This window comes from Caballeronia sp. ATUFL_F2_KS9A (genome assembly GCF_023630765.1).
Lineage (GTDB): Bacteria > Pseudomonadota > Gammaproteobacteria > Burkholderiales > Burkholderiaceae > Caballeronia > Caballeronia zhejiangensis.
In genome coordinates, this window is sequence record NZ_JALQEK010000031.1 from 299,900 (window position 1) to 320,672 (window position 20,773).

21 protein-coding genes are annotated in these 20,773 nt (G+C 62.9%); 15 read left to right on the forward strand and 6 right to left on the reverse strand.

Annotated features, from left to right (window positions below):
• On the reverse strand, positions 1-798 hold the full coding sequence (locus NCS67_RS20225; RefSeq protein ID WP_502801866.1) for an IclR family transcriptional regulator: 798 nt from the start codon (positions 796-798) through the stop codon (positions 1-3).
• A gap of 211 nt (positions 799-1,009) precedes the next feature.
• On the opposite strand from NCS67_RS20225, the gene NCS67_RS20230 reads away from it, so the two are divergent.
• Genes NCS67_RS20230 through NCS67_RS20255 form a run of 6 tightly spaced genes read left to right on the forward strand, consistent with a single transcriptional unit; the run spans position 1,010 to position 6,219 of the window.
• On the forward strand, positions 1,010-1,327 hold the full coding sequence (locus NCS67_RS20230; protein WP_250436304.1) for a UxaA family hydrolase: 318 nt from the start codon (positions 1,010-1,012) through the stop codon (positions 1,325-1,327).
• 8 nt (positions 1,328-1,335) lie between these two features.
• On the forward strand, positions 1,336-2,604 hold the full coding sequence (locus NCS67_RS20235) for a UxaA family hydrolase (RefSeq protein ID WP_175982369.1): 1,269 nt from the start codon (positions 1,336-1,338) through the stop codon (positions 2,602-2,604).
• A 34-nt stretch (positions 2,605-2,638) separates the two neighbouring features.
• Positions 2,639-3,688 (forward strand): aldo/keto reductase, encoded by a 1,050-nt coding sequence (locus tag NCS67_RS20240; RefSeq protein ID WP_250436307.1) that lies wholly within the window; start codon positions 2,639-2,641, stop codon positions 3,686-3,688.
• Between the two features lie 8 nt (positions 3,689-3,696).
• Entirely contained in the window at positions 3,697-4,542 is an 846-nt protein-coding gene (locus NCS67_RS20245; RefSeq protein ID WP_175982390.1) for an amidohydrolase family protein, read from the forward strand.
• Positions 4,543-4,585: 43 nt separating this feature from the next.
• Complete coding sequence (locus NCS67_RS20250; protein WP_250436309.1) at positions 4,586-5,329, forward strand: SDR family oxidoreductase; 744 nt, start codon at positions 4,586-4,588, stop codon at positions 5,327-5,329.
• Positions 5,330-5,370: 41 nt separating this feature from the next.
• The gene (locus tag NCS67_RS20255) at positions 5,371-6,219 is read left to right on the forward strand and encodes an ureidoglycolate lyase (protein WP_175982371.1); all 849 of its coding nucleotides are present in this window, start codon (positions 5,371-5,373) and stop codon (positions 6,217-6,219) included.
• A gap of 72 nt (positions 6,220-6,291) precedes the next feature.
• Here the strand turns inward: NCS67_RS20255 and NCS67_RS20260 are convergent, their stop codons facing one another.
• Positions 6,292-6,732 (reverse strand): PaaI family thioesterase, encoded by a 441-nt coding sequence (locus NCS67_RS20260; RefSeq protein ID WP_008354191.1) that lies wholly within the window; start codon positions 6,730-6,732, stop codon positions 6,292-6,294.
• A 271-nt stretch (positions 6,733-7,003) separates the two neighbouring features.
• On the opposite strand from NCS67_RS20260, the gene NCS67_RS20265 reads away from it, so the two are divergent.
• The gene (locus NCS67_RS20265) at positions 7,004-8,545 is read left to right on the forward strand and encodes a methyl-accepting chemotaxis protein (protein WP_008354190.1); all 1,542 of its coding nucleotides are present in this window, start codon (positions 7,004-7,006) and stop codon (positions 8,543-8,545) included.
• A gap of 6 nt (positions 8,546-8,551) precedes the next feature.
• Here the strand turns inward: NCS67_RS20265 and NCS67_RS20270 are convergent, their stop codons facing one another.
• The gene (locus tag NCS67_RS20270) at positions 8,552-9,664 is read right to left on the reverse strand and encodes an AGE family epimerase/isomerase (RefSeq protein WP_250436311.1); all 1,113 of its coding nucleotides are present in this window, start codon (positions 9,662-9,664) and stop codon (positions 8,552-8,554) included.
• A 124-nt stretch (positions 9,665-9,788) separates the two neighbouring features.
• Here NCS67_RS20270 and NCS67_RS20275 point away from each other — a divergent pair, with 124 nt between their 5' ends.
• The 7 genes from NCS67_RS20275 to NCS67_RS20305 all read left to right on the forward strand — a co-directional run bounded on the left by NCS67_RS20275 (position 9,789) and on the right by NCS67_RS20305 (position 16,613).
• On the forward strand, positions 9,789-10,472 hold the full coding sequence (locus NCS67_RS20275; protein ID WP_008354188.1) for an MgtC/SapB family protein: 684 nt from the start codon (positions 9,789-9,791) through the stop codon (positions 10,470-10,472).
• A 190-nt stretch (positions 10,473-10,662) separates the two neighbouring features.
• The gene (locus NCS67_RS20280) at positions 10,663-11,640 is read left to right on the forward strand and encodes a hypothetical protein (protein WP_250436313.1); all 978 of its coding nucleotides are present in this window, start codon (positions 10,663-10,665) and stop codon (positions 11,638-11,640) included.
• Positions 11,641-11,892: 252 nt separating this feature from the next.
• Entirely contained in the window at positions 11,893-12,045 is a 153-nt protein-coding gene (locus NCS67_RS20285) for a hypothetical protein (RefSeq protein ID WP_008354186.1), read from the forward strand.
• 456 nt (positions 12,046-12,501) lie between these two features.
• The gene (locus NCS67_RS20290; RefSeq protein WP_008354185.1) at positions 12,502-13,680 is read left to right on the forward strand and encodes a quaternary amine ABC transporter ATP-binding protein; all 1,179 of its coding nucleotides are present in this window, start codon (positions 12,502-12,504) and stop codon (positions 13,678-13,680) included.
• Complete coding sequence (gene choW, locus NCS67_RS20295) at positions 13,673-14,575, forward strand: choline ABC transporter permease subunit (RefSeq protein ID WP_008354184.1); 903 nt, start codon at positions 13,673-13,675, stop codon at positions 14,573-14,575. The genes NCS67_RS20290 and choW overlap by 8 nt, the downstream gene beginning before the upstream one ends.
• 15 nt (positions 14,576-14,590) lie before the next feature.
• The gene (locus NCS67_RS20300; protein ID WP_008354182.1) at positions 14,591-15,583 is read left to right on the forward strand and encodes a GlxA family transcriptional regulator; all 993 of its coding nucleotides are present in this window, start codon (positions 14,591-14,593) and stop codon (positions 15,581-15,583) included.
• A gap of 94 nt (positions 15,584-15,677) precedes the next feature.
• Positions 15,678-16,613, forward strand: a complete 936-nt coding sequence (locus NCS67_RS20305; RefSeq protein ID WP_250436314.1) for a choline ABC transporter substrate-binding protein — start codon at positions 15,678-15,680, stop codon at positions 16,611-16,613.
• Positions 16,614-16,643: 30 nt separating this feature from the next.
• Here the strand turns inward: NCS67_RS20305 and NCS67_RS20310 are convergent, their stop codons facing one another.
• The 3 genes from NCS67_RS20310 to NCS67_RS20320 all read right to left on the reverse strand — a co-directional run bounded on the left by NCS67_RS20310 (position 16,644) and on the right by NCS67_RS20320 (position 18,998).
• Positions 16,644-17,408 carry a class II aldolase/adducin family protein gene (locus tag NCS67_RS20310; RefSeq protein ID WP_008354180.1) on the reverse strand — a complete coding sequence of 255 codons (765 nt, stop codon included), beginning with the start codon at positions 17,406-17,408 and terminating at the stop codon, positions 16,644-16,646.
• Between the two features lie 49 nt (positions 17,409-17,457).
• Complete coding sequence (locus tag NCS67_RS20315; RefSeq protein ID WP_175982375.1) at positions 17,458-18,546, reverse strand: GlxA family transcriptional regulator; 1,089 nt, start codon at positions 18,544-18,546, stop codon at positions 17,458-17,460.
• Positions 18,547-18,683: 137 nt separating this feature from the next.
• Positions 18,684-18,998 carry a hypothetical protein gene (locus NCS67_RS20320; protein ID WP_033535841.1) on the reverse strand — a complete coding sequence of 105 codons (315 nt, stop codon included), beginning with the start codon at positions 18,996-18,998 and terminating at the stop codon, positions 18,684-18,686.
• 367 nt (positions 18,999-19,365) lie between these two features.
• Here NCS67_RS20320 and NCS67_RS20325 point away from each other — a divergent pair, with 367 nt between their 5' ends.
• Positions 19,366-20,760, forward strand: a complete 1,395-nt coding sequence (locus NCS67_RS20325) for an L-serine ammonia-lyase (protein WP_008354177.1) — start codon at positions 19,366-19,368, stop codon at positions 20,758-20,760.
• Positions 20,761-20,773 lie beyond the last annotated feature (13 nt).

A 20,773-nucleotide genomic window follows, 5' to 3' on the forward strand; every position in this document is an offset into this window, starting at 1 on the left:
TCAGTCGTGCGTCATCGAAAGCGACGCGGCTGCATTTTTCAGCAAGGACGTGACGTCTTCGATCGACGGCGCCACGTAATCGTCGATGCGCCGCAGGTACGGGCAGGTGAGGGCGGCGATCGCCTGGCCGGACGGCCCGAGCAGCGGATACGTCACGTCCGTCACGCCGAAAGTCTGCTGGCTATCCTTTTGCGAATAGCCGAGTTCGCGAACTCGCCGGTAGTCGGCGTCGAGCACGGCGCGATCGACCGCGAGTTCGCCTTTGACCTTCGTATGCTCGGCGAGCATGTGTTCGCGCTGTTCGTCGGTCTGAAACGCGAGCATGACGCGGCCGGAGCCCGTGTCGATCAACCCGACGCGCGAGCCGAGCCGCACTGAAATGCCCCACGTGCCGGGACCGTCCACTTGCGCGATGACGAGCAAATTTCCGCGATCGTAGACGACGAGATGCACGGATTGCTCGGCTGCATCTGCGAATCGCTGCATCGCCGGAAGCGCCTCGGCGATGAGCCGATTCATCGGCGGATGCCGATGCGCGAGCGCATACAGCTTCAGGCTCAACGAATAACGATCGCCTTCGGGCGAGCGCACAACGTACTGCCGCGCGACCAGCCGCTCCAGCATCCGATACATCTCACTCGCGTTGCGCCCGAGCATCTTCGTGATTTCCGCACGCGTGAGGCCCGACTTTTGTTCCGAAAGCAATTCGAGAATATCGAGCCCTTTATCGAGCGCGGGCGCGCGATAACGATCGGCGTCGTTGTCTTCCACGTCCATGTGCTGTCTGAGTTGGTTCATGAATTCGCGCGAGTTTAAGCCTTCCGTCAGGGAGCGCGATCCCATTCGCATGCGCCGGCTAGGGAAATCACTGATCGATCCGGGTTGCGTCATTGTTGACTTCGACTGGTGCGTCTATGAATATTACGTTCACTGATGAATCGTTGCATCCACGTTTTCCCGCGGCGACTTGCTTTGGACGTTCGGCGCAATCCTCCTTCTGAGATCGACGATGCAAGAAACCACCGACCCGCGCCTGATTCTTCTCAGTCCGGAAGACAACTGCCTGATCGCCGCCGCGCGCCTGCCCGCTGGCGAGACGCTAATGATCGAAGGCGAGTCTGTCACGCTCGCGACGACCATCGAGCTTGCGCACAAGATCGCGCGGCGCGCGTTGTCGAAGGACGAAAAGGTACTGCGTTATGGCGCGATCATCGGCCACGTAAGCGTCGATGTCGCGCGCGGCGAGCATCTGCATACGCACAACCTGGAAAGCGACTACCTACCCACTTACACGCACGACGCCGCACACGCCTACGTGCAGCACTGAACACTTCCATGGACACTTCCGCACTGCAGGGCTATCTCCGGGCGGATGGCCGCAAAGGCATCCGCAATGTCGTCGCGGTGGCGTATCTCGTCGAATGCGCGCATCACGTTGCGCGCGAGATCGTCGCGCACTTCCGTCCATCGTTCGATGATTTCGATTCCTTCGATCCGCAAGTCGAACCGCCCGTGCATCTGATCGGCTTTCCGGGCTGCTATCCCAATAGCTACGCCGAAAAGATGCTGGAGCGCATCTGCACGCATCCGAACGTCGGTGCGGTGCTGTTCGTGTCGCTCGGCTGCGAGAGCATGAACAAGCACTATCTCGCCGATGTCGTGCGCGCGAGCGGCCGTCCCGCCGCCGTGCTCACGATTCAGGAAAAAGGCGGCACGCGCAGCACGATCCAGAACGGTCTCGACTGGGTGCGCGAGGCGCGCGCGACGCTCGCGGCTCAACAGAAAGTGCCGATGGCGCTCGACGAACTGATCGTCGGGACGATCTGCGGCGGCTCGGACGGCACCAGCGGCATCACGGCGAATCCGGCCGTGGGGCGCGCGTTCGATGCTTTCATCGATCAAGGCGCGTCGTGCATCTTCGAGGAAACGGGCGAGTTGGTCGGCTGCGAATTCCACATGAAGCGGCGCGCGGCGCGGGCCGAACTGGGCGATGCCATCGTCGAATGCGTGCAAAAGGCCGCGCGCTATTACACGACGATGGGCCACGGCTCGTTCTCGGTCGGCAACGCGGACGGCGGGCTGACGACGCAGGAAGAGAAATCGCTCGGCGCATATTCGAAGAGCGGGGCGTCGCCGATCGTCGGCATCATCAAGCCGGGCGATATTCCGCCGACCGGCGGTCTCTATCTGCTCGATGTCGTGCCCGATGGCGAGCCGCGCTTCGGCTTTCCGAATATCAGCGACAACGCGGAGATCGGCGAGCTGATTGCGTGCGGCTGTCACGTCATTCTCTTCACGACGGGGCGCGGCTCGGTCGTCGGCTCGGCGATATCGCCCGTCATCAAGGTCTGCGCGAATCCGTCGACGTATCGCAATCTGTCCGGCGACATGGACGTCGACGCGGGCCGCATCCTCGAGGGCCGCGCGACGCTCGACGAGGTGGGCCGCGAGATCGTCGACGTGACCGTTGCGGTGGCGGCGGGCGCGGCGTCGAAGTCGGAGGCGCTCGGGCATCAGGAGTTCATCCTGACTTACAAAACCTTCGAGCCGGTCGGCCCCGCGTGTTTGCCGAGCGCCGCGCGACGCGTTACTGTGGCGGCTTGAGTTTCGCCATCTCTAAATCATTCGGGGTTTGCAGATGACCGCAGAAGCGCAAGAGGCAGTTTCACGTCGACGCAGGATTGGCCGCACGTCGCTGGAAGTCACCGCGTTGTCGCTCGGCACCGCGCCGCTCGGCGGTCTGTATCACGAGCTGACGGAAGACGAGGCGCGCGCGACCGTCGATGCCGCGTGGCAGGCGGGCATCCGCTTCTTCGACACGGCGCCGCACTACGGCCACACGAAAGCGGAGCATCGGCTCGGCGATGCATTGCGGCGTTATCCGCGCGGCGATTTCGTGCTGTCGACGAAAGTCGGCCGCCGCTTCGTGCCGCGCACGACGCCCGACGACGGCAGGGAAGGCTGGGCCGCGCCGCTGCCGTTTCAGGCGATTTACGACTACACCTACGACGGCATCCTTCGTTCATTCGAAGACAGTCAGATGCGGCTCGGCATGACCGATATCGATATCGTGCTGATCCACGATATCGGCCGCGTGACGCACGGCGACAAGAACGCGCACTACTGGAAGCAACTGACCGATGCAGGCGGCTTCCGCGCGCTCGAAGAATTGAAGCAATCGCGCGGCGTGAAAGCGGTCGGCCTCGGCGTGAACGAAGGCGCGGCAGTGATGGAAGCGATGGCCGAATTCGACATCGACTGTGCGCTGCTCGCCGGCCGCTACACACTGCTCGAGCAAAACACGCTCGATGATTTATTGCCCGAATGCGAGAAGCGCGGCGTGAGTATTTTGCTGGGTGGCGCGTTCAACTCGGGCATTCTCGCGCGTGGTCTCGATGCCAACGCGCATGGCGATCTCAAGTTCAATTACGGCGATGCGCCGAAGGACGTCGTCGAGCGCGTCGGCAAGCTGGAACGCGTATGTCGCGCGCATGGCGTTGCGCTGTCGACGGCGGCCATCCAGTTTCCTTATGCGCATAAAGTTGTGGCCACGGTTCTGATGGGCGCGCGCACGCCGGTCGAAGTGCGCGAGAACGCTGCATCGTTCGCGACGCCGGTTCCGTCCGCGCTGTGGGACGCGTTGCGCGCGGAAGGTCTGCTTCATGCGAATGCACCGGTGCCGCGATGACATCGAATGTGAACATCGACGCGCATCAACACTATTGGGATCCCGCGCGCGGCGACTATGGCTGGCTCACGCCCGACATGAAGCCACTGTATCGGGTGTTCGGTCCCGACGATCTCGCGCCGCTGCGCAAGGCGGCCGGCGTTCAGAAAACGGTTGTCGTGCAGGCCGCGCCGACGGTCGACGAAACGCGCTATCTGCTCGATCTCGCGCGCAGCGACGATTCGATCGCGGGCGTCGTCGGCTGGGTGCCGCTCGATTCGGCCGATGCCGCGGCGATCATCGACGAACTCGCGCGCGAGCCGAAGTTCAAGGCCGTGCGCCCGATGCTTCAGGACTTGCCCGACGATACGTGGATCGAGCACGCGCCGCGCAAGGACGCGATCGAGCGTCTGATCGATCTCGATCTCGCCTTCGACGCGCTGATCTTCGCGCGGCATGTGCCGTCGCTCGTGAAGTTCGTCGAGCGATATCCAGAACTAAGAATCGTCGTCGATCATGGCGCGAAGCCGCCGATCCGCGACGGCATCGACGTGGGCTGGCAACCGTGGGCCGATGGCATCGCGCAACTCGCGAAACTGCCGCAAAAGCTGCATTGCAAATTGTCCGGACTCGCGACCGAAGCGAACCCGAACTGGACCGACGAAACGCTGAAACCCTACGTCGCGCATCTGCTCGAACATTTCGGATATGCACGGCTGATGTGGGGTAGCGACTGGCCCGTGCTCGACATGAATGGCAGCTACGCGGCGTGGCACGACACGGCGCGCAATCTCACGTCACATCTCGAAAAGGCGCAGCAGGACGCGATTTTCGGCGCGAACGCCCGCGCCTTCTATCGCCTAAGAAACGGCTGATATACCCGGCATGTCTCAAAAACACTTCCGACTGGAGCAGTAGATGGTACAAAGACTGGCAGGCAAGACCGCGCTGATCACGGCGGCGGGGCAAGGCATCGGGCTCGCGACCGCCGAACTGTTCGCGGCACAGGGCGCGCGCGTGATCGCCACCGACATCCGCACGCAATCGCTCGAAGGCAAGCCCTTCGAAGCGCGCAAGCTCGATGTGCGCGACCCGCAGGCGATCAACGCGCTGGCCGGCGAGATCGGCGCGATCGACGTGCTCTTCAACTGCGCGGGCTATGTGCACGCCGGCTCGATTCTGGAGGCGAGCGAGGAAGACTGGGACTTCGCCTTCGATCTGAACGCGAAGGCGATGTATCGGACGATTCGCGCGTTCCTGCCGAAGATGCTGGAAAAAGGCGGCGGCTCGATCATCAACATGTCGTCGGCGGCATCGAGCGTGAAGGGCGTGCCGAACCGCTTCGTGTACGGCGCGTCGAAGGCGGCGGTGATCGGCCTCACGAAATCCGTCGCCGCCGATTTCGTCACGCGCGGCATTCGCTGCAACGCGATCTGTCCGGGCACGGTGGAATCGCCGTCGCTCAAGGACCGCATCGCGGAGCAGGCGAAGGCGCAGGGCGCGAGCGTCGATCAGGTGCAGGCCGCGTTCGTCGCGCGCCAGCCGATGGGACGCGTCGGCCGCGCCGAAGAAATCGCGGCGCTCGCGCTTTATCTCGGCTCGGACGAATCGTCGTTCACGACGGGACAGATTCACATCATCGACGGCGGCTGGTCGAACTGACCGACCGCTCACGTTATTTGGAACCAGGAGGATCACATCAGATGAAGCTGCTTCGTTACGGCCCCAAGGGTCAGGAAAAACCGGGTCTCTTGGACGCCGAAGGCCAGATTCGCGACTTGTCGAAGGTCGTCGATGACATCGCCGGCGCGACGCTGACCGAAGCGGGCCTGGCCAAATTGCGCGCGACCGATCCGGCGACGCTGCCGGTCGTCGACGGCAATCCGCGCATTGGACCGTGCGTGGGGCGCGTCGGCAAGTTCGTGTGCATCGGCCTGAACTACGCGGATCACGCCGCCGAATCGAATCTGCCGGTGCCGACCGAGCCGGTCATCTTCAACAAATGGACGAGCGCGATCTGCGGCCCGAACGACGACGTCGAAATCCCGCGCAACTCGGTGAAGACCGATTGGGAAGTCGAGCTCGGCGTGGTCATCGGCAAGGAAGCGAAGTATGTCGATGAAGCCAACGCGCTCGATTACGTCGCGGGCTATTGCGTGATCAACGACGTTTCCGAGCGCGAATGGCAGCTCGAACACGGCACGCAATGGGACAAGGGCAAGGGCTTCGACACGTTCGGCCCGATCGGTCCGTGGCTCGTCACGAAGGACGAAGTCGCGGATCCGCAGAAGCTCGATCTGTGGCTCGAAGTCGACGGCAAACGCTATCAGAACGGCAACACGAAGACCATGGTCTTCACGGTCGCGCAACTGGTCGCGTATCTGTCGAAGGTGATGAGCCTGCAGCCGGGCGATGTCATCTCGACGGGCACGCCGCCGGGCGTCGGCATGGGCGTGAAGCCGAACCCGGTCTTCCTGAAGGCCGGCCAGACGATGAAGCTCGGCATTCAGGGTCTCGGCGAGCAGACGCAGAAGACCGTCGCGGCGCAGTAATCGGCCCGCAGCAACGACAAAAAACCTCGCCGCGGCGAGGTTTTTTGTTTCGGACGACGGGATTTGAAAAGTTCAGGCGTGATAGACCGGCTCCGCCGCAACGCCTTCGGAGATGCGCGTGATCGTGCCCTGCGCGACCGCGACGAGCCGCTCGGCGCCGCCATCGGTGACGAACACGTCGCACTGGCAGGTTGCCTGCGTCATGCCGGCATGGACGACGCGAGCACGCGCCATCAGCGTTCCGGAGACGGCCGGGCGCAGATAGTTGATCTTGTATTCGCCGGTGACGACCTTCGGCCCGAGCCGCAGCGCGCCCGCGAAGGTCAGGGCGTTGTCCACGAGATAACTCACCACCCCGCCGTGTACGAAGCCGTGTTGTTGCCTTAGCTCGTCCCTGATCGTCAGACACAGCGTGAGACTCGCTGAATCGACCTGCATCAGTTTTGTTCCGAGCAAGGCGCTGAACGGTTGCGCATTCAGCGCACCGCGCGCGATATCGACAATTTCGGCCATTCGGACACTCCTTGGGTGGGTTCGGTGCCGTCCTGCAAAGACAATAGGAAGCGATCGCGCGCACTGCAAGGAAGTCACGCAAAAATTGTGCAATGGTGCGTTTCGGGCGGCACGCGCGCTCTCCGATGACGATTCGCCGAAGCGGCGCGTTCCCTGCATTCGCATAGACAAGCCGCTGCGGCAAACGATTCAAGCTTTGTCGCCCGACTGCCGTAAACCCGCAGTGTCCCCGCATCGGCGGGCCTTAATTCGGAAAGTGTGGGTGCTAGTGATGTTCGGAAAGATCAAGGTTTCATCGGGTTTGCTCGCCGTTCTGGTGGTGTTCTGTCTCTTTCAACTGGTGACCGAAGGGCTCGGTTTCTGGTCCCTGTCGCGCACGCATGACGATGTCGGCAGTCTGTCCAACATCGCGCTCAAGCAGGTCAACGCGGTCAACAAGACCACCCAGCATCTGATGGATGCGCGCATCAACCTGTCGCGCGCGGGCACGCGCATGGTGCGCGGCGGAAGCGAGCCGACGGAAATCGTCCAGCACGCGCGCGAGCAGATCGCGGCGGCGGACAAGTCGTTCACGGCGTTCCTGAACGCGCCGAAGACCGGCGATGAAAACACGGCGCGCATGAGCGCGCTGCAGGCCAAATACGCGGAGTATTCGAAGGCGCTGAGCGAGCTCGTGCAGTATCTCGACGCGGGCAATCTCCAGGCGTTCCTCGACCAGCCGACGCAAGGCTTCCAGGATCGCTATCTCGCGGAACAGCAGAAGTTCGTCGATTTCGGCGATGAAGCGGGCCGCGGCTATCTGTCGTCGATCGACACGCGCTACGCGTGGTTCCGCGCGGTCGGCATCGCGATTCTGGTGACGCTGGTCGCGGGCATCGCGCTCGTGCACGTCGCGCTGCGCCGTGCCGTGATCGAGCCGCTGGAACAAGCGGGCCGCCATTTCGAGCGCATCGCGAACGGCCGTCTCGACGAGCGTATCGAAGATCGCGGCACGAACGAAATCGGCCGTCTGTTCGCGGGCCTCGCGACGATGCAGGCAAGCGTCGCGAACACGGTGAAAACGGTGCGCGCAACGTCGGATTCGATCAACCTCGGCGCCGATGAAATCGCGAGTGGCAACGCGGATTTGTCCGCGCGCACGGAGAATCAGGCGGCGTCGCTCGAAGAAACCGCATCGAGCATGGAAGAGCTGACCGCGACGGTGCGCCAGAACGCCGAGCACGCGCGCGAGGCCAACACGCTCGCGGGCGAAGCGCTCAACGCGACGTCGCGCGGCGCGAGCGTGGTCGACGATGTCGTCGAGAAGATGCGTGGCATTGCGTCGAGCTCGGACAAGATCGCGGAAATCATCTCGGTCATCGATGGCATCGCGTTCCAGACCAACATCCTCGCGTTGAACGCGGCTGTCGAAGCGGCGCGCGCGGGCGAGCAGGGCCGTGGATTCGCGGTCGTCGCGGGCGAAGTGCGCGGTCTCGCGCAGCGTTCGGCGCAATCGGCGAAGGAAATCAAGGAACTGATTGGCGAGTCGGTCGCGCAGGTGAGCGACGGCTCGGTGCTCGTCGAGCGCGCGGGCACGGCGATGCGCGAAGTGTCGGCGTCGATTTCACGCGTCACGCAGATGATGGCGGAGATCAGCGCGTCGTCGCTCGAGCAGAGCGTGGGCATCGAGCAAGTGAATCAGGCGGTCACGCAGATGGACGAGATGACGCAGCAGAACGCGGCGCTCGTCGAGCAGGCTGCGGCTGCCGCGTCGTCGCTGCATGAGCAGACGCGGCAACTGAAGGCTGCGGTTTCGGTGTTTCAGCTCGTCTGAGTTCGCTCAAAGAGGCAAGGCCGCGTACGACGTCGCGAGGTGATACGGCGTCGTCGACGGCATCTCGGCGCGGCTGATCTCGCCCGTCGCCGAGCGGCATTCCACCCAGCCGGTTTCGTGCAGGAAGCGCGCGCGAAACCGCTCGATTTGCGGACCGACGGCGTCGCCGCGCGTCGCCAGCGCGCGCAGATATTCCGTCTGCGCCCAGATGCGCTGCGTCCCGTCGATCACGCGCCCGGTTTCGTCGATGGCGGCATGAACGCCGCCCGTCTGCTCGTCCACGCCGTGCCGCTGCGCGAAGTCGAACGCGCGCGCGAGCCGTTCGTTCAGCCCCGCCGCTTCGAATGCGGCGTGACCGCTGCCCAGCGCCAGAAAATACCACTCGAACTGATGGCCCGGCTCCAGCCGGTTGCCCGCCGTGCCCATCGGCAATTCGGCGATCGAGCCGCTCGGCTCGTGCACGAACGCATCCGCGACGGATTTCGCGAGCTGCGCGAGACGCTTGTCGTAGGCGGGCTCGCCGGTCGCTTCGCGCGCCGCGAGCCACGCTTCGGCGAGATGCATCAGCGGATTTTGCAGCGGCGTCTCGATGGTCGCGCCGAAATCCTCGGCAAGCACCGCGTTCAGCAGATCGCCGCCGCTCGAAAAGCGCGCCTCGACGAGCCGCGACGTTTCATCGAGCAGCGTGAAAGCATCGGCGGAACCGCTTTTCTTCGCGTAATGCGCGCACGCGAAAACGACGAACGCATGGGTGTAGAGATCCTTTTGACGCTCCAGCGGCGCGCCGCTCGCGTCCACGCTGTAGAACCATCCGCCGTTGCGTTTGTCCTGAAAATAGTGACGTAGCGATTCGAACAGCGTCGCGGCGTGCGCGAGATCGCCGGCTTCCGAGAACACGAATAGCTGGCGCGCGCAGGCCATCGCCCGATAGCGCTTCGGCGGCAGCGGCGCGTGATCCCCCGGCTCGACGGCTTCATAGGCGAGCCCGAGCGCCGCGTTGAAGCCCGGACCGCGCCAGATGGGCAGCACGATGTTCGCGTAATGCGCGCGCAATGGCGCGGCGGATTCCGGGTTCGCCGATTGCATCGCCGGCGATGCGTTTGGTTGCTGATCCTGCATAGGACGACTCTTATTGTTTCGGGGGATGCGCGGCCGTGAGGCGCCTACGCAACGGGAAAGGATAGCAAAACCGGCCCGCAGCGCGACGCATTCGCGGGCGACTCACCGAGAGGAGGACGAGAACATGATAGGAAATATCGAACTCGTGTCGCGGCTCATGATGGCCGCGGCGCTCGGCAGCGTGATCGGCTTCGAGCGCGAGCGGCTTTCGTGGGCGGCGGGACTGCGCACGCACATGCTCGTGTGCGTCGGCTCGGCGCTCATCATGATCGTGTCGGCTTACGGTTTCGAGGATGCGCTGAAGTACGACCACGTCGTGCTCGATCCGTCGCGGGTCGCGGCGCAGGTCGTGTCGGGCATCGGCTTTCTCGGCGCGGGCTCGATTCTGCTGCGCGGCGAGATCGTGCGCGGCCTGACGACCGCGGCGAGCCTCTGGTCGGTCGCGGCCATTGGCCTCGCGGTCGGCGGCGGGCTCTATACGGCGTCGATCGCGGCGACGGCGATCATCCTCATCATTCTGGCGGGGATCAAGCCGCTCGAACGCCGCTTCATCAGCGTGAAGCAGCGCCGTCAACTGACGATGCTCGTCGATCGCGGCGCGCTCAGTTTTCATGCGCTGCACGAGGCGCTCGGGCCCGGCAGCGTGCGCGTGAAGCAGTTCGTCGTGCAGCAAAGCGATGATTCGCCCGATCTCGACGAGGTGCGAGTCGAACTGTCGCGTGCATCTGCGGTGGAATATCGCGCGATTTGCGATCGTTTGCGTCAACTCGACGTCGTGCGCGAGTTTCGTGAGGACGATGCCGCCTGAAATCGCCTTCGGGATGCGGGTTTGCACGCGCAGCCATGCGACAATGCGGCCTCTCGAAATAATCGCCGATGCGCCGGTGCGCCTTGCACGCCGGTTCGGGCAGCCGCCTTTCGAACCTATGTCAGATTCCGCAGTAAAGAGAGACGCCGACGCCTCGTCCCGCCGCCGGCGCGCAACGCAAAAGCATGAGATGCGGGCGCCGCAGACCAGCGCCGACACGGAAAAGAAACTCGCTCGCGCCGCACGTTCCGCGCAGCGTCTCGCACAACTGAGCGAAGGCGCGCGTGCGGGCGAAACGCTCGATCTGTTCGCCGAAGACGCCGAGCGCGCGCAACTTCAGGCGATGAACACCGATATCCGCCAAGGCACGTTCGAAGGTTTCGAACTGCCAGAAGTGTTTCTCGCGGCCGTGCAATCGAATGGCGGGAACGCGCCGGAATCCGTCGTCGCGAAAAGGGCGGCGCGTGGCGGCGTGACATCGGTTGCGCCGGAGCAGGGCCTCTTCGGGGACGATTCCCCTCTCATCGATGCCCCGCCGCCGGACGCGAGCCAACCAGCCGCGAAAACCGGCGCGATGGCCGCGGTGACGACGCGATCGGCGAGCATCAGCACGTCGGTTGCGCCGGAGAATGCGGCGCCATCGCTCGCCGCGCTCGCTTCAGCGCTCATCGCCCGCGATCGCGGGGCTCGCGGCGACCGCAACGAAGCGGCGCCGTTCGCGCAGCCCGGCATCCGCGATGCCGCCGCGCCCGAACTGGACCGCGCCCGCGCCACGGCGTTCGCGGACACCATCGACGCGCTCTATGCGGTGATCGCGGAGCAGCGCACTTCGACGGCCGCCCACGCGCGCCGCATGAAGACGATGCTGACGATCATCGTCTGCGTGATGCTCGTCACGGTGGCGACGGGCATCGCGCAAACGGCCGTACTGCTGCGCATGAACCACGATAGCAAGCTGCAGCAGGACCGCACCGAGCAACTGATGCTCAACCAGCAGGCGACGCTCGCGTCGCTCTTCGATACCGATTCCGCCAATGTCAGCGTGCGCCGTCCTCCCGACCTGACGGACGCATCACCGGTTCGGCCGATCAGCGCCGCGACGCCCGATCCCGCGCCGAAAAAGCACACGCGTCACGCGCACCATCGCGCCACTTCCTCGGCGCACTGATTCCCGCTGTCAGATTCGCGCGACACGCCGTTCTGCGGCGGCGTGTCGCGCAGCCGCTCGTCCTCGGATCGGAATGCCGTCGTACGGGCTTCGCAGATCCGTCCCCGTTTCAAGGAGACGGCAAACCGGTAAGAATGTAGAAAAACTACCAAGTTTCTTGCCACGAAATGTTGCATTGCACTAGAAATCGGTTAGGGACAACCCTATAATCCTCTCTAAGGGAAAACCCTCTGTAACTAACCGGAGTCAGTCATGAGCTACCTCTTCGCCCTGCTGCAAAAATTTGCTTCGATGTTCGAATCGGCCCACCTGCCGATGGACAAAGACTACTCGTATCAAGCGCGTTTCCGTGAATCCGAGCGTCAGCGCAAGGCGCGCGGCACGGCTTTCGGCTTCCGCCTGTAATGCGCAGCTGACGGCGGCGCGGGAAACACAACACCAGCAACTTACGACGGCACGAACCGTACGACCCGCCCGCCAGTTCTTCCGTTTTATGTAGTTTTTCTAGCAATTCCACATCGCTTCGGCTTCGTGCCGGACGCATCCTTCTTCGCGCTTCCTGCGCGACGCCAGTCTTTTCTTTCTTTCGTATTGCTGACGCGCGGTTCGCAAGCCGCCTGCATCGCAAAAAGGCTTCGCGACTTGTTCATGCGCGACATGCCGAAAATCGCAAGATCGTTCGCTGCGCTTCCCGCAAACCCTTATCCAGCAAGGATTCGATCGACCGCTGGCACTTTCGCGCTTATTCCGGTGTCGTATTTCCACATGTGGTTGTCGCAAATAGTCGGCTGATGTGACTTTTTTCTGGCAACTATGTATGCACAGCGCGGACGCACGTCCGCACACGCCAGGAGATATTCGATGAATTCCCCCAAGGTGGTAGTCGAAGGACTGTGCAAGGTTTTCGGCAACAGTCCCAAACAGGCGCTGGACATGCTGGCCGGTGGTGCGACGAAGGAAGAGGTTTTCAAGCGCACCGGACAGATCGTCGGCGTCCATAACGTCTCCTTTGACGTCAAGGAAGGTGAGATTTTCGTGCTTATGGGCCTTTCCGGCTCGGGCAAATCCACGCTGATCCGGCTCATCAACCGGCTGGTCGAGCCGACGGCGGGCAAGGTGCTGATCGATGGCCGCGACGTGGCCGCCGTGCCGCGCTCCGAACTCACGTCCCTGCGGCGCAAGGACATGAGCATGGTGTTTCAGTCCTTCGCGCTGATGCCGCAGCGCACGGTTCTTTCCAACGCCGCATTCGGCCTCGAGGTCGCGGGCGTCGGCAAGAAGGAGCGCGAAGCGCGCGCCATGACCGTGCTGGAGCAGGTCGGCCTGGCTCCGTTCGCCCAAAAGTTACCTGCGCAACTATCGGGCGGCATGCAGCAGCGCGTGGGTCTCGCCCGCGCGCTTGCCGTGAATCCTTCGCTGATGATCATGGACGAAGCGTTCTCCGCGCTCGATCCGCTGAAGCGCAAGGAAATGCAGAACGTGCTGCTCGATCTGCAACGCGAGCAGCGCCGCACGATCCTGTTCGTGTCGCACGATCTCGAAGAGGCGATGCGCATCGGCACGCGCATAGCGATCATGGAAGGCGGCCGCGTGGTGCAGATCGGCACGCCGCAGGAAATCATCACGAATCCCGCGGACGACTACGTGGAAGCGTTCTTCGAAGGCATAGACACGAGCCGCTATCTCACGGCCGGCGATCTGATGCAGACCGACGACGTGCCGCTCATCAAACATTCGCCGCAAATCGACGCATCGAGCGTCGCGGCGACGCTCAACGGCAGCGCCGACTACGCGTTCGTGCTCGACGCCGAGCGCCGCATCCGCGGTTTCGTCGGACGTGATGCGAACGGCAACGCCGCGCCGCGCATCAATCCGATCGAATGCATCGAGCGTCACGTCGCGCTCGACGAGGTCGTGAATCGCGTGGTCGCAAGTCCCGCCCCGCTGCCGGTCGTCGAAGCGGACGGTTCGTACTGCGGTTCGATCAACAAGACCAATGTCCTGAAGGTCCTTACGCACCATCGAGGTTCCCATGTCTGAAATCATCCCGCTTGGCAGTTGGGTGGACCACGGCGTCCACTATCTCCTCGATCACGACGCGAAGACCTTCGACTCCATCGGCAAGGTCATCGAAACATTCGCTGCGGCCGTCGAGCACGGCCTGCAGGCCATTCCGATGTGGGCGCTCATGGCGATCTTCGTCGGCATCGGCTTGTGGCGAGTGGGCTGGCGATTCGCCGTGTTCGTCCTCGCGTCGCTGTTGCTGATCTACGCGACGAACTTCTGGGATCAGATGGTCATCACGCTCGGCCTCACGCTGTCCTCGACGTTCATCAGCTTGCTGCTCGGCATTCCGCTCGGCATCTGGACGTCGAAGAGCAAGTACGTCGAAATGGGCGTGCGCCCGGTGCTCGATCTGATGCAGACGATGCCCGCCTTCGTCTACCTGATTCCGGCCGCGATGCTGTTCGGTCTCGGCCGCGTGCCGGGGATTCTCGCAACCGTCATCTTCGCGATGCCGCCGGCCGTGCGCCTCACCGCGCTCGGCATCAAGCAGGTGAATCGCGAGATCGTCGAAGCCGGCCAGGCATTCGGCTGCACGCCGTTCCAGCTGCTCTACAAGGTGCAGATTCCGAACGCGCTGCCGTCGATCATGACCGGCGTGAACCAGACGATCATGATGGCGCTGTCGATGGTCATCATCGCGTCGATGGTCGGCGCGGGCGGTCTCGGCAACGACGTGCTCGCATCGATTCAGCGTCTGGATATCGGGCTTGGTTTCGAGAGCGGCTTGTCGGTGGTGTTGCTGGCGATCATCCTCGACCGCATCACCGAGAGCTTCGGACGAGCGCCCGGCATGGCACGCGCCCCGCTCTTCGCCGGTCTGAAGAGCGTGATGAAAGTGCGCCGCGAGCCGGCGGCGCAACAAGGCTAACAAGGCACACGACCCATGAAGCGCGACGCGATCGTTCCGGCGGGTACCGAATCACCGTTGTCCAGTCTTTCGCGCTTCGGCTTTCTCACGCTGCCGAACTTCTCGATGATCGCGTTCACGAGCGCGGTCGAGGTGCTGCGCATGGCCAATTACGTCGGCCGCGCGCAGCACTACAGCTGGTCGATCATCACGCCGGACGGCGAGCCCGCGCGTGCGAGCAACGGCATCACCATCAAGCCGACGATGACGCTCGACGAAGCCGGCATGCCCGACGTGCTGATCGTCTGCGCGGGCTGGCATGTCGCCGATTATGTCGACGACAAGGTGATCGGTCTTCTGCAGCGCGCGCATGAAGCGGGCATTCCGCTCGGCGGAATCTGCACCGGGCCGTATGCGCTGCTCGCGGCGAAACTGCTCGATGGTTATCGCTGCACGCTGCACTGGGAAGACATGTCGCCGGTCAACAAGCGCTTTCCGCATGTGCGCTTCGCCGACGAGCTCTTCGTGATCGATCGCGACCGCCTGACGTGCACGGGCGGCACCGCGCCGCTCGACCTGATGCTCAATCTCGTCGGCATGCGGCTCGGGCAGGCGCATGCGGCGCAGGTGTCGGAGCAGTTCATCGTCGAGCGTATTCGTGGATCGACGGATTATCAGCACATTCCCGTCGATGCGCGCGTCGGCTTCTCGCGTGCGGAACTCGTCGAAGTGGTGCGGCTGATGGAGGCGAACATCGAAGAGCCGTTGTCGCTCGAAGAACTCGCGCGGCTCGTGCATCTGTCGCAGCGGCATTTGCAGCGCATGTTCAAGATGTTCCTCAACGTATCGCCGACGCATTACTACCTGACGTTGCGATTGCGTCGCGCACGCGAACTGTTGCGCAACACCGATGCGTCGATCGCGCGCGTGACGAGCATCTGCGGCTTCCATTCGCCGTGTCACTTCAGCAAGGCGTATCGCGCGCAGTTCGGACATGCGCCGAGCGTCGAGCGGCGATTATCGGCCTGACTTTTTCTTTTTCTTTTTTGGCCGCGCGGGCTTCGTATGAAAGCCTCGCGTGCGGGCCGCGTCATGCCTTGAAAATAACTTCGGAGAGAGATCGATGAAACGATTGTGGATCGCGGCAGCTTTGCTATCTGGTTTGTCGGGAGCGTATGCAGCCGAGCCTGCCGCGTGCAGGAACGTGCGCTTTGCGGATGTCGGCTGGACGGATATCGCCGCGACCACCGGACTTGCATCGACCGTTCTTCAGGGCTTGGGCTACAACCCGACGAAGACGATCGCGTCCGTGCCGATCACGTTCGCGGGCGTGAAGAGCAAGCAGATCGACGTGTTCCTCGGCTACTGGTCGCCGACGATGGACCCGATGATCGATTCGTTCAGGAAAGCGAATCAAGTGAAGGTCTTGCCGACGCCGAACTTGACGGGCGCGAAGTACACGCTCGCGGTGCCGGATTATGCGTATCAGGCGGGCATCAAGAACTTCAGCGACATCGCGAAGAACTACGACAAGCTCGACGGCAAGATCTACGGCATCGAGCCGGGCAACGACGGCAATGCGCTCATCAAGAAGATGATCGACAACAACCTGTACGGGCTCGGCAAGTTCAAGCTCGTGGAATCGAGCGAGGCGGGCATGCTCGTGGAAGTGAATCGCGCGATTCGCGACAAGAAGCCGATCGTGTTCCTCGGCTGGGAGCCGCATCCGATGAACGTGCAGATGAAGATCGACTATCTCGCGGGCGGCGACGATGTCTTCGGGCCGAACTACGGCGAAGCAAAAGTGCTGACCGTCACGCCGACGGATTACGACACGCGCTGTCCGAATGTCGCGAAGCTCGTGTCCAACCTGCAGTTCACGACGGATATCGAGAACCACGTGATGCTGCCGATCATGAACAAGACGGATGCGAACAAGGCGGCGCGCGAATGGCTGAAGGCGAATCCGGCGGTGCTCGATAAATGGCTTGCGGGCGTAAAGACGTTCGACGGGAAGGATGGGTTGCCGGCAGTGAAGGCGTATGTCGCCGGCAACTGAAAACTGACGCAGTGATTCAACGAAGGCGCGTCAGGTCCGATAATCCGGCTTCGCGCCTTCGATCATTCTCAACGCCGCTTGCCACTGCAACGCCATGATTCCATCGGCTTCATCGCGCCGATATTGCTCTGCAGTCAACTCGCAAACCCTCTGCGACGGCAGATTCAATTCCGCATTGCCCGCCAGCGCGCGAATCTGAATCTCGCAAGCGCGTTCAAGAAAGTACATTTCCTGGAACGCTTCCGGAATGGACTTTCCGCACGACAATAACCCGTGATTCTTCAGGATCATCGCGTTATGCGAGCCGAGATCGTTGACGAGGCGATCGCGCTCCGCGAGGTCCAGCGCAATGCCTTCATAGTCGTGATACGCGATATGTCCGTAATACTTCAACGCATGCTGACTGATCGGCAATAAGCCCTGTTTTTGCGCCGATACCGCCGCGCCCGCCGCCGTATGCGTATGCACGACGCAAAACACATCGGGCCGTGCCATGTGAATCGCGGAGTGAATCGTGAAGCCCGCCGGATTCACGAGATATCGCGCGGGATCATCGCGTGCGCCCGCTTCGACCGGCCGCCCTTCATGATCGATCTTCACGAGATCCGATGCGCGCATCTCGTCGAAAAGCACGCCATAACGGTTGATCAGAAAGTGATGATCGGTGCCCGGCACGCGCGCGCTGATGTGCGTGAAGATCATGTCGGTCCAGCGAAAATGCCCGATCACGCGATACAGCGCCGCGAGATCACAGCGCACTTTCCATTCTTCCTGCGAGTATCCGTGAGTCTCCATGCCGTTCCTCCTTGGTTTGATGAGCCGCGGAAAACGTATTCAGATCCTGCTAGATTGCCTGCGCGCGGCCCGGGAAAGTTTCGTCGTAGTCCATTGCGTGATTTGCATCCGGCGCATCCGGCGCGCCGCCCTGCTCGCGATACATCATCGGCGGCAGGCCGAATTGCTTGCGGAATTCGCGGCCCAGATGCGATGCGTCGGAAAAGCCGCAACTCGATGCGATATCGGCGACCGTCTTGTCCGAACTCGTCAGCAGCCACGCCGCCGTGCGCAGCCGCACCTGCTTCGCATACGCCTGCGGCGCCTTGCCCGTCTCCGCCTTGAATAACCGTTCGAGTTGCCGCGTCGAAAGATCGAGCTTGTGCGCGAGTTCATCGAGCGTAAGCGAACGGCCGACGTGCTGCTCCATCAGCAGGATCGCACGTTTTACTTTCGGATGCGTCGCGGGCGCGAGACCCGGCGGATGCGGCTGCGGCGCGTTGCCCTTCTGCATGTCATCGACGAGCAGGATGCGCAGCGCCTTTTGCACCGTCGCCGTTTCGAAGTGACGCAGCAGAATGGCGGCGGCGACATCGATCGATGCGCGCCCGCCCGAACACGTAATGCGCCTTCTGTCGATGACAAAGAGCCGGTCCGCAACGAGCGATTGCTCATCCGCGTGCGGGAATCGCTCGACGAAGTCCCAATAATGAAACCAGCTCACGCAGATGCGATGGCCTTCGAGCACGCCCGCGCGCATCAGCGAGAACACGCCGGTGCACATGCCGACGAGCGTTGCATTCGAGGCAGCCGCGCGGCGGATGAACTGCAGCGTCGCATCGCTCGTCGCGGGGCCGGAATGCAGCAGGCCGCCGACGACGACGACGTAATCGAAAGGCTCGGCCTGATCGTAGGTTTCCCACGGCGTGATCTGTATGCCGCAACTCGCGCGAACGGGCGCGAGCGTCTCGCCGATCACGCTCCACGAGCAGCGCACCGGTCGGCTGAAATCGCCTTCATCGGCGGAAAGGCGCAGCAGATCGACGAAACCGGAGAACGCGGTCAGCGTGAAATTCGGCAGCAGGATGATGCCGAAGCGGATGCGCGATTTCGATTGACCGTCGACAGACGACGGCGGAAGAGATTCTGCGGCGTTCATGCGGGAGACATGCGGCTGGACGTTATCCAGCGAGCATATCACTCGGCCGCGAGCATCGGGCGTGCGTCAGAAATGGAACGCGGCCGGCGTCGTGTGACGCCGGCCGCGCAAATAACCATGAATCGAAGCGGTGCGCTTCAGCCGCCGAGCACCGCGAAGCCCCAGGCGAAAGCGCCGCCGATGAGCGCGCCCGCCGCGCGGCCGAGCACGCTCGCGATCGTGTAATCGGCCCAACGCTGTTCGACTTCGGCCTTCAACACGCCGAAGTAGCGCAGGGCGGGATCGATCGAGCAGAGCAGCATCAGCGCGATCCAGACGGGCACCTGACGCGTGAGCACGCGATCGACGGCGAGCAGATCGACTGCCTGAAGCGTGCCGACGACAGCCACGCTGATAAGGAAAGCGAGAATCCAGGATTTGAAGAACTGGTCGGGTAAGGCGTGAGTTTCCATCGATGCAAACCGGATAAGCAAGAAAAGGCGGAAAGGACGAGTGATCCGAAGCCTGTAGGCGTGGCTCACCTCAAGACCTAGGGAATATACCGATGCCTGTCGGCGCGACGCTTCGGACCAGTCTCAAAAATGCGGGATGTGCAACAAGATGCGCAAAAACGCGCCGGGCGCGAAATGCTCTGTTACGCGCCGTCGCGCTTGCGTCGCCGGGCCTGAAATCATCGGAAATCCGACGTCGTCCACGCGCGAAAAACGGCGCTGACGCCGCGATCCCATTTCGATGGCGTTTTTGTTCTATCGGGTCTTTTCTGGGTTTGGTGCAATGAGCGCCATACCGGAACATCTCGCCAACCCAAGGGACACGCCAATGAACGTCAGCGTCTTCGATCTGTTCAAGATCGGCATCGGACCGTCGAGTTCGCATACCGTCGGGCCGATGATCGCGGCGTGCCGCTTCGCGTCGCATATCGAAGACGCCAATCTGCTCGCCTTCGTCACGCGCGTGCGCGCCGAGCTGTTCGGCTCGCTCGGCGCGACCGGCAAAGGCCACGGCACCGACAAGGCCGTGCTGCTCGGCCTCGAAGGGAATCTGCCCGATCTCATCGATCCGGACGTCATCGCGCCGCGTCTCGCGGAAATCCGCGCGACGAAGCGCCTGAAGCTGCTCGGCAAGCACGATGTGATGTTCGAGGAGCGCGAGCATATCGGCTTCTATCGCAAGCTGATGCCGGGCGCGCCGGGATCGAGCATCGTGCATCCGAACGGCATGCGCTTTCAGGCGTTCGACGAGAACGGCCAGCTTCTCGTCGAGAAGGAGTATTACTCGGTCGGCGGCGGCTTCGTCGTGAATCGCGAAGGCGATCGCGTGAACGGCTTGCGCGCGGCCAATACGGTGCCGTATCCGTTTCGCACCGGCGACGATCTCATGCGCGTCTGTCAGGAGACAGGTCTGTCTATCGCCGACGTGACCATGCAAAACGAATGCGCGAATCGCAGCGAATCCGAAGTCCGCGAAGGCATGCTCGCGGTGTGGCGCGTGATGGCCGCGTGCGTGGAGCGCGGCTGCAAGGAGCGCGGCGAGCTGCCCGGTCCGATGCAAGTCAAGCGCCGCGCCGCCGATCTGTCCGCGTCGCTGCGGTCGCGCTCGGAAGAGTCGCTGCGCGACCCGCTGTCGATGCTCGACTGGGTCAATCTCTACGCGATGGCCGTCAACGAAGAGAACGCGGCGGGCGGCCGCGTCGTCACCGCGCCGACCAATGGCGCGGCCGGCGTGATTCCCGCCGTGCTGCATTACTACGTGAAGTTCATGCACGGCTCGAACGATGACGGCATCGTGCGCTTCCTTCTGACAGCCGCGGCCATCGGCATCATCTACAAGGAAACGGCGTCGATCTCGGGCGCGGAAGTGGGTTGCCAGGGCGAAGTCGGCGTCGCCTGTTCGATGGCCGCCGCCGCGCTCGCCGCCGTCATGGGCGGCACGCCCGCGCAAGTCGAAAACGCCGCGGAAATCGGCATGGAACACAACCTCGGCATGACGTGCGACCCCGTTGGCGGCCTCGTGCAGATTCCGTGCATCGAGCGCAATGCGATGGGCGCGATCAAGGCGATCAACGCCGCGCGCATGGCGATGAAGGGCGACGGCAAGCATTACGTGTCGCTCGATTCGGTCATCAAGACGATGCGCGAAACCGGCGCGGACATGAAGACGAAATACAAGGAGACGTCGCGCGGTGGCCTCGCCGTGAACGTCATCGAATGCTGAATTCAGGACCCCA

Excerpts from the sequence above, each read along its gene's own strand:
- NCS67_RS20315 (WP_175982375.1), bottom strand. The coding sequence starts at position 18,546 with ATGAACGCCGCAGAATCTCTTCCGCCGTCGTCTGTCGACGGTCAATCG.
- NCS67_RS20270 (WP_250436311.1), bottom strand. The coding sequence starts at position 9,664 with ATGCAGGATCAGCAACCAAACGCATCGCCGGCGATGCAATCGGCGAAC.
- NCS67_RS20305 (WP_250436314.1), top strand. The coding sequence starts at position 15,678 with ATGAAACGATTGTGGATCGCGGCAGCTTTGCTATCTGGTTTGTCGGGA.
- NCS67_RS20235 (WP_175982369.1), top strand. The coding sequence starts at position 1,336 with ATGGACACTTCCGCACTGCAGGGCTATCTCCGGGCGGATGGCCGCAAA.
- NCS67_RS20300 (WP_008354182.1), top strand. The coding sequence starts at position 14,591 with ATGAAGCGCGACGCGATCGTTCCGGCGGGTACCGAATCACCGTTGTCC.
- NCS67_RS20275 (WP_008354188.1), top strand. The coding sequence starts at position 9,789 with ATGATAGGAAATATCGAACTCGTGTCGCGGCTCATGATGGCCGCGGCG.
- NCS67_RS20285 (WP_008354186.1), top strand. The coding sequence starts at position 11,893 with ATGAGCTACCTCTTCGCCCTGCTGCAAAAATTTGCTTCGATGTTCGAA.
- NCS67_RS20280 (WP_250436313.1), top strand. The coding sequence starts at position 10,663 with ATGCGGGCGCCGCAGACCAGCGCCGACACGGAAAAGAAACTCGCTCGC.
- NCS67_RS20225 (WP_502801866.1), bottom strand. The coding sequence starts at position 798 with ATGAACCAACTCAGACAGCACATGGACGTGGAAGACAACGACGCCGAT.
- NCS67_RS20240 (WP_250436307.1), top strand. The coding sequence starts at position 2,639 with ATGACCGCAGAAGCGCAAGAGGCAGTTTCACGTCGACGCAGGATTGGC.
- NCS67_RS20260 (WP_008354191.1), bottom strand. The coding sequence starts at position 6,732 with ATGGCCGAAATTGTCGATATCGCGCGCGGTGCGCTGAATGCGCAACCG.
- NCS67_RS20290 (WP_008354185.1), top strand. The coding sequence starts at position 12,502 with ATGAATTCCCCCAAGGTGGTAGTCGAAGGACTGTGCAAGGTTTTCGGC.
- NCS67_RS20325 (WP_008354177.1), top strand. The coding sequence starts at position 19,366 with ATGAACGTCAGCGTCTTCGATCTGTTCAAGATCGGCATCGGACCGTCG.
- NCS67_RS20230 (WP_250436304.1), top strand. The coding sequence starts at position 1,010 with ATGCAAGAAACCACCGACCCGCGCCTGATTCTTCTCAGTCCGGAAGAC.
- NCS67_RS20265 (WP_008354190.1), top strand. The coding sequence starts at position 7,004 with ATGTTCGGAAAGATCAAGGTTTCATCGGGTTTGCTCGCCGTTCTGGTG.
- NCS67_RS20310 (WP_008354180.1), bottom strand. The coding sequence starts at position 17,408 with ATGGAGACTCACGGATACTCGCAGGAAGAATGGAAAGTGCGCTGTGAT.
- NCS67_RS20320 (WP_033535841.1), bottom strand. The coding sequence starts at position 18,998 with ATGGAAACTCACGCCTTACCCGACCAGTTCTTCAAATCCTGGATTCTC.
- choW (WP_008354184.1), top strand. The coding sequence starts at position 13,673 with ATGTCTGAAATCATCCCGCTTGGCAGTTGGGTGGACCACGGCGTCCAC.
- NCS67_RS20255 (WP_175982371.1), top strand. The coding sequence starts at position 5,371 with ATGAAGCTGCTTCGTTACGGCCCCAAGGGTCAGGAAAAACCGGGTCTC.
- NCS67_RS20250 (WP_250436309.1), top strand. The coding sequence starts at position 4,586 with ATGGTACAAAGACTGGCAGGCAAGACCGCGCTGATCACGGCGGCGGGG.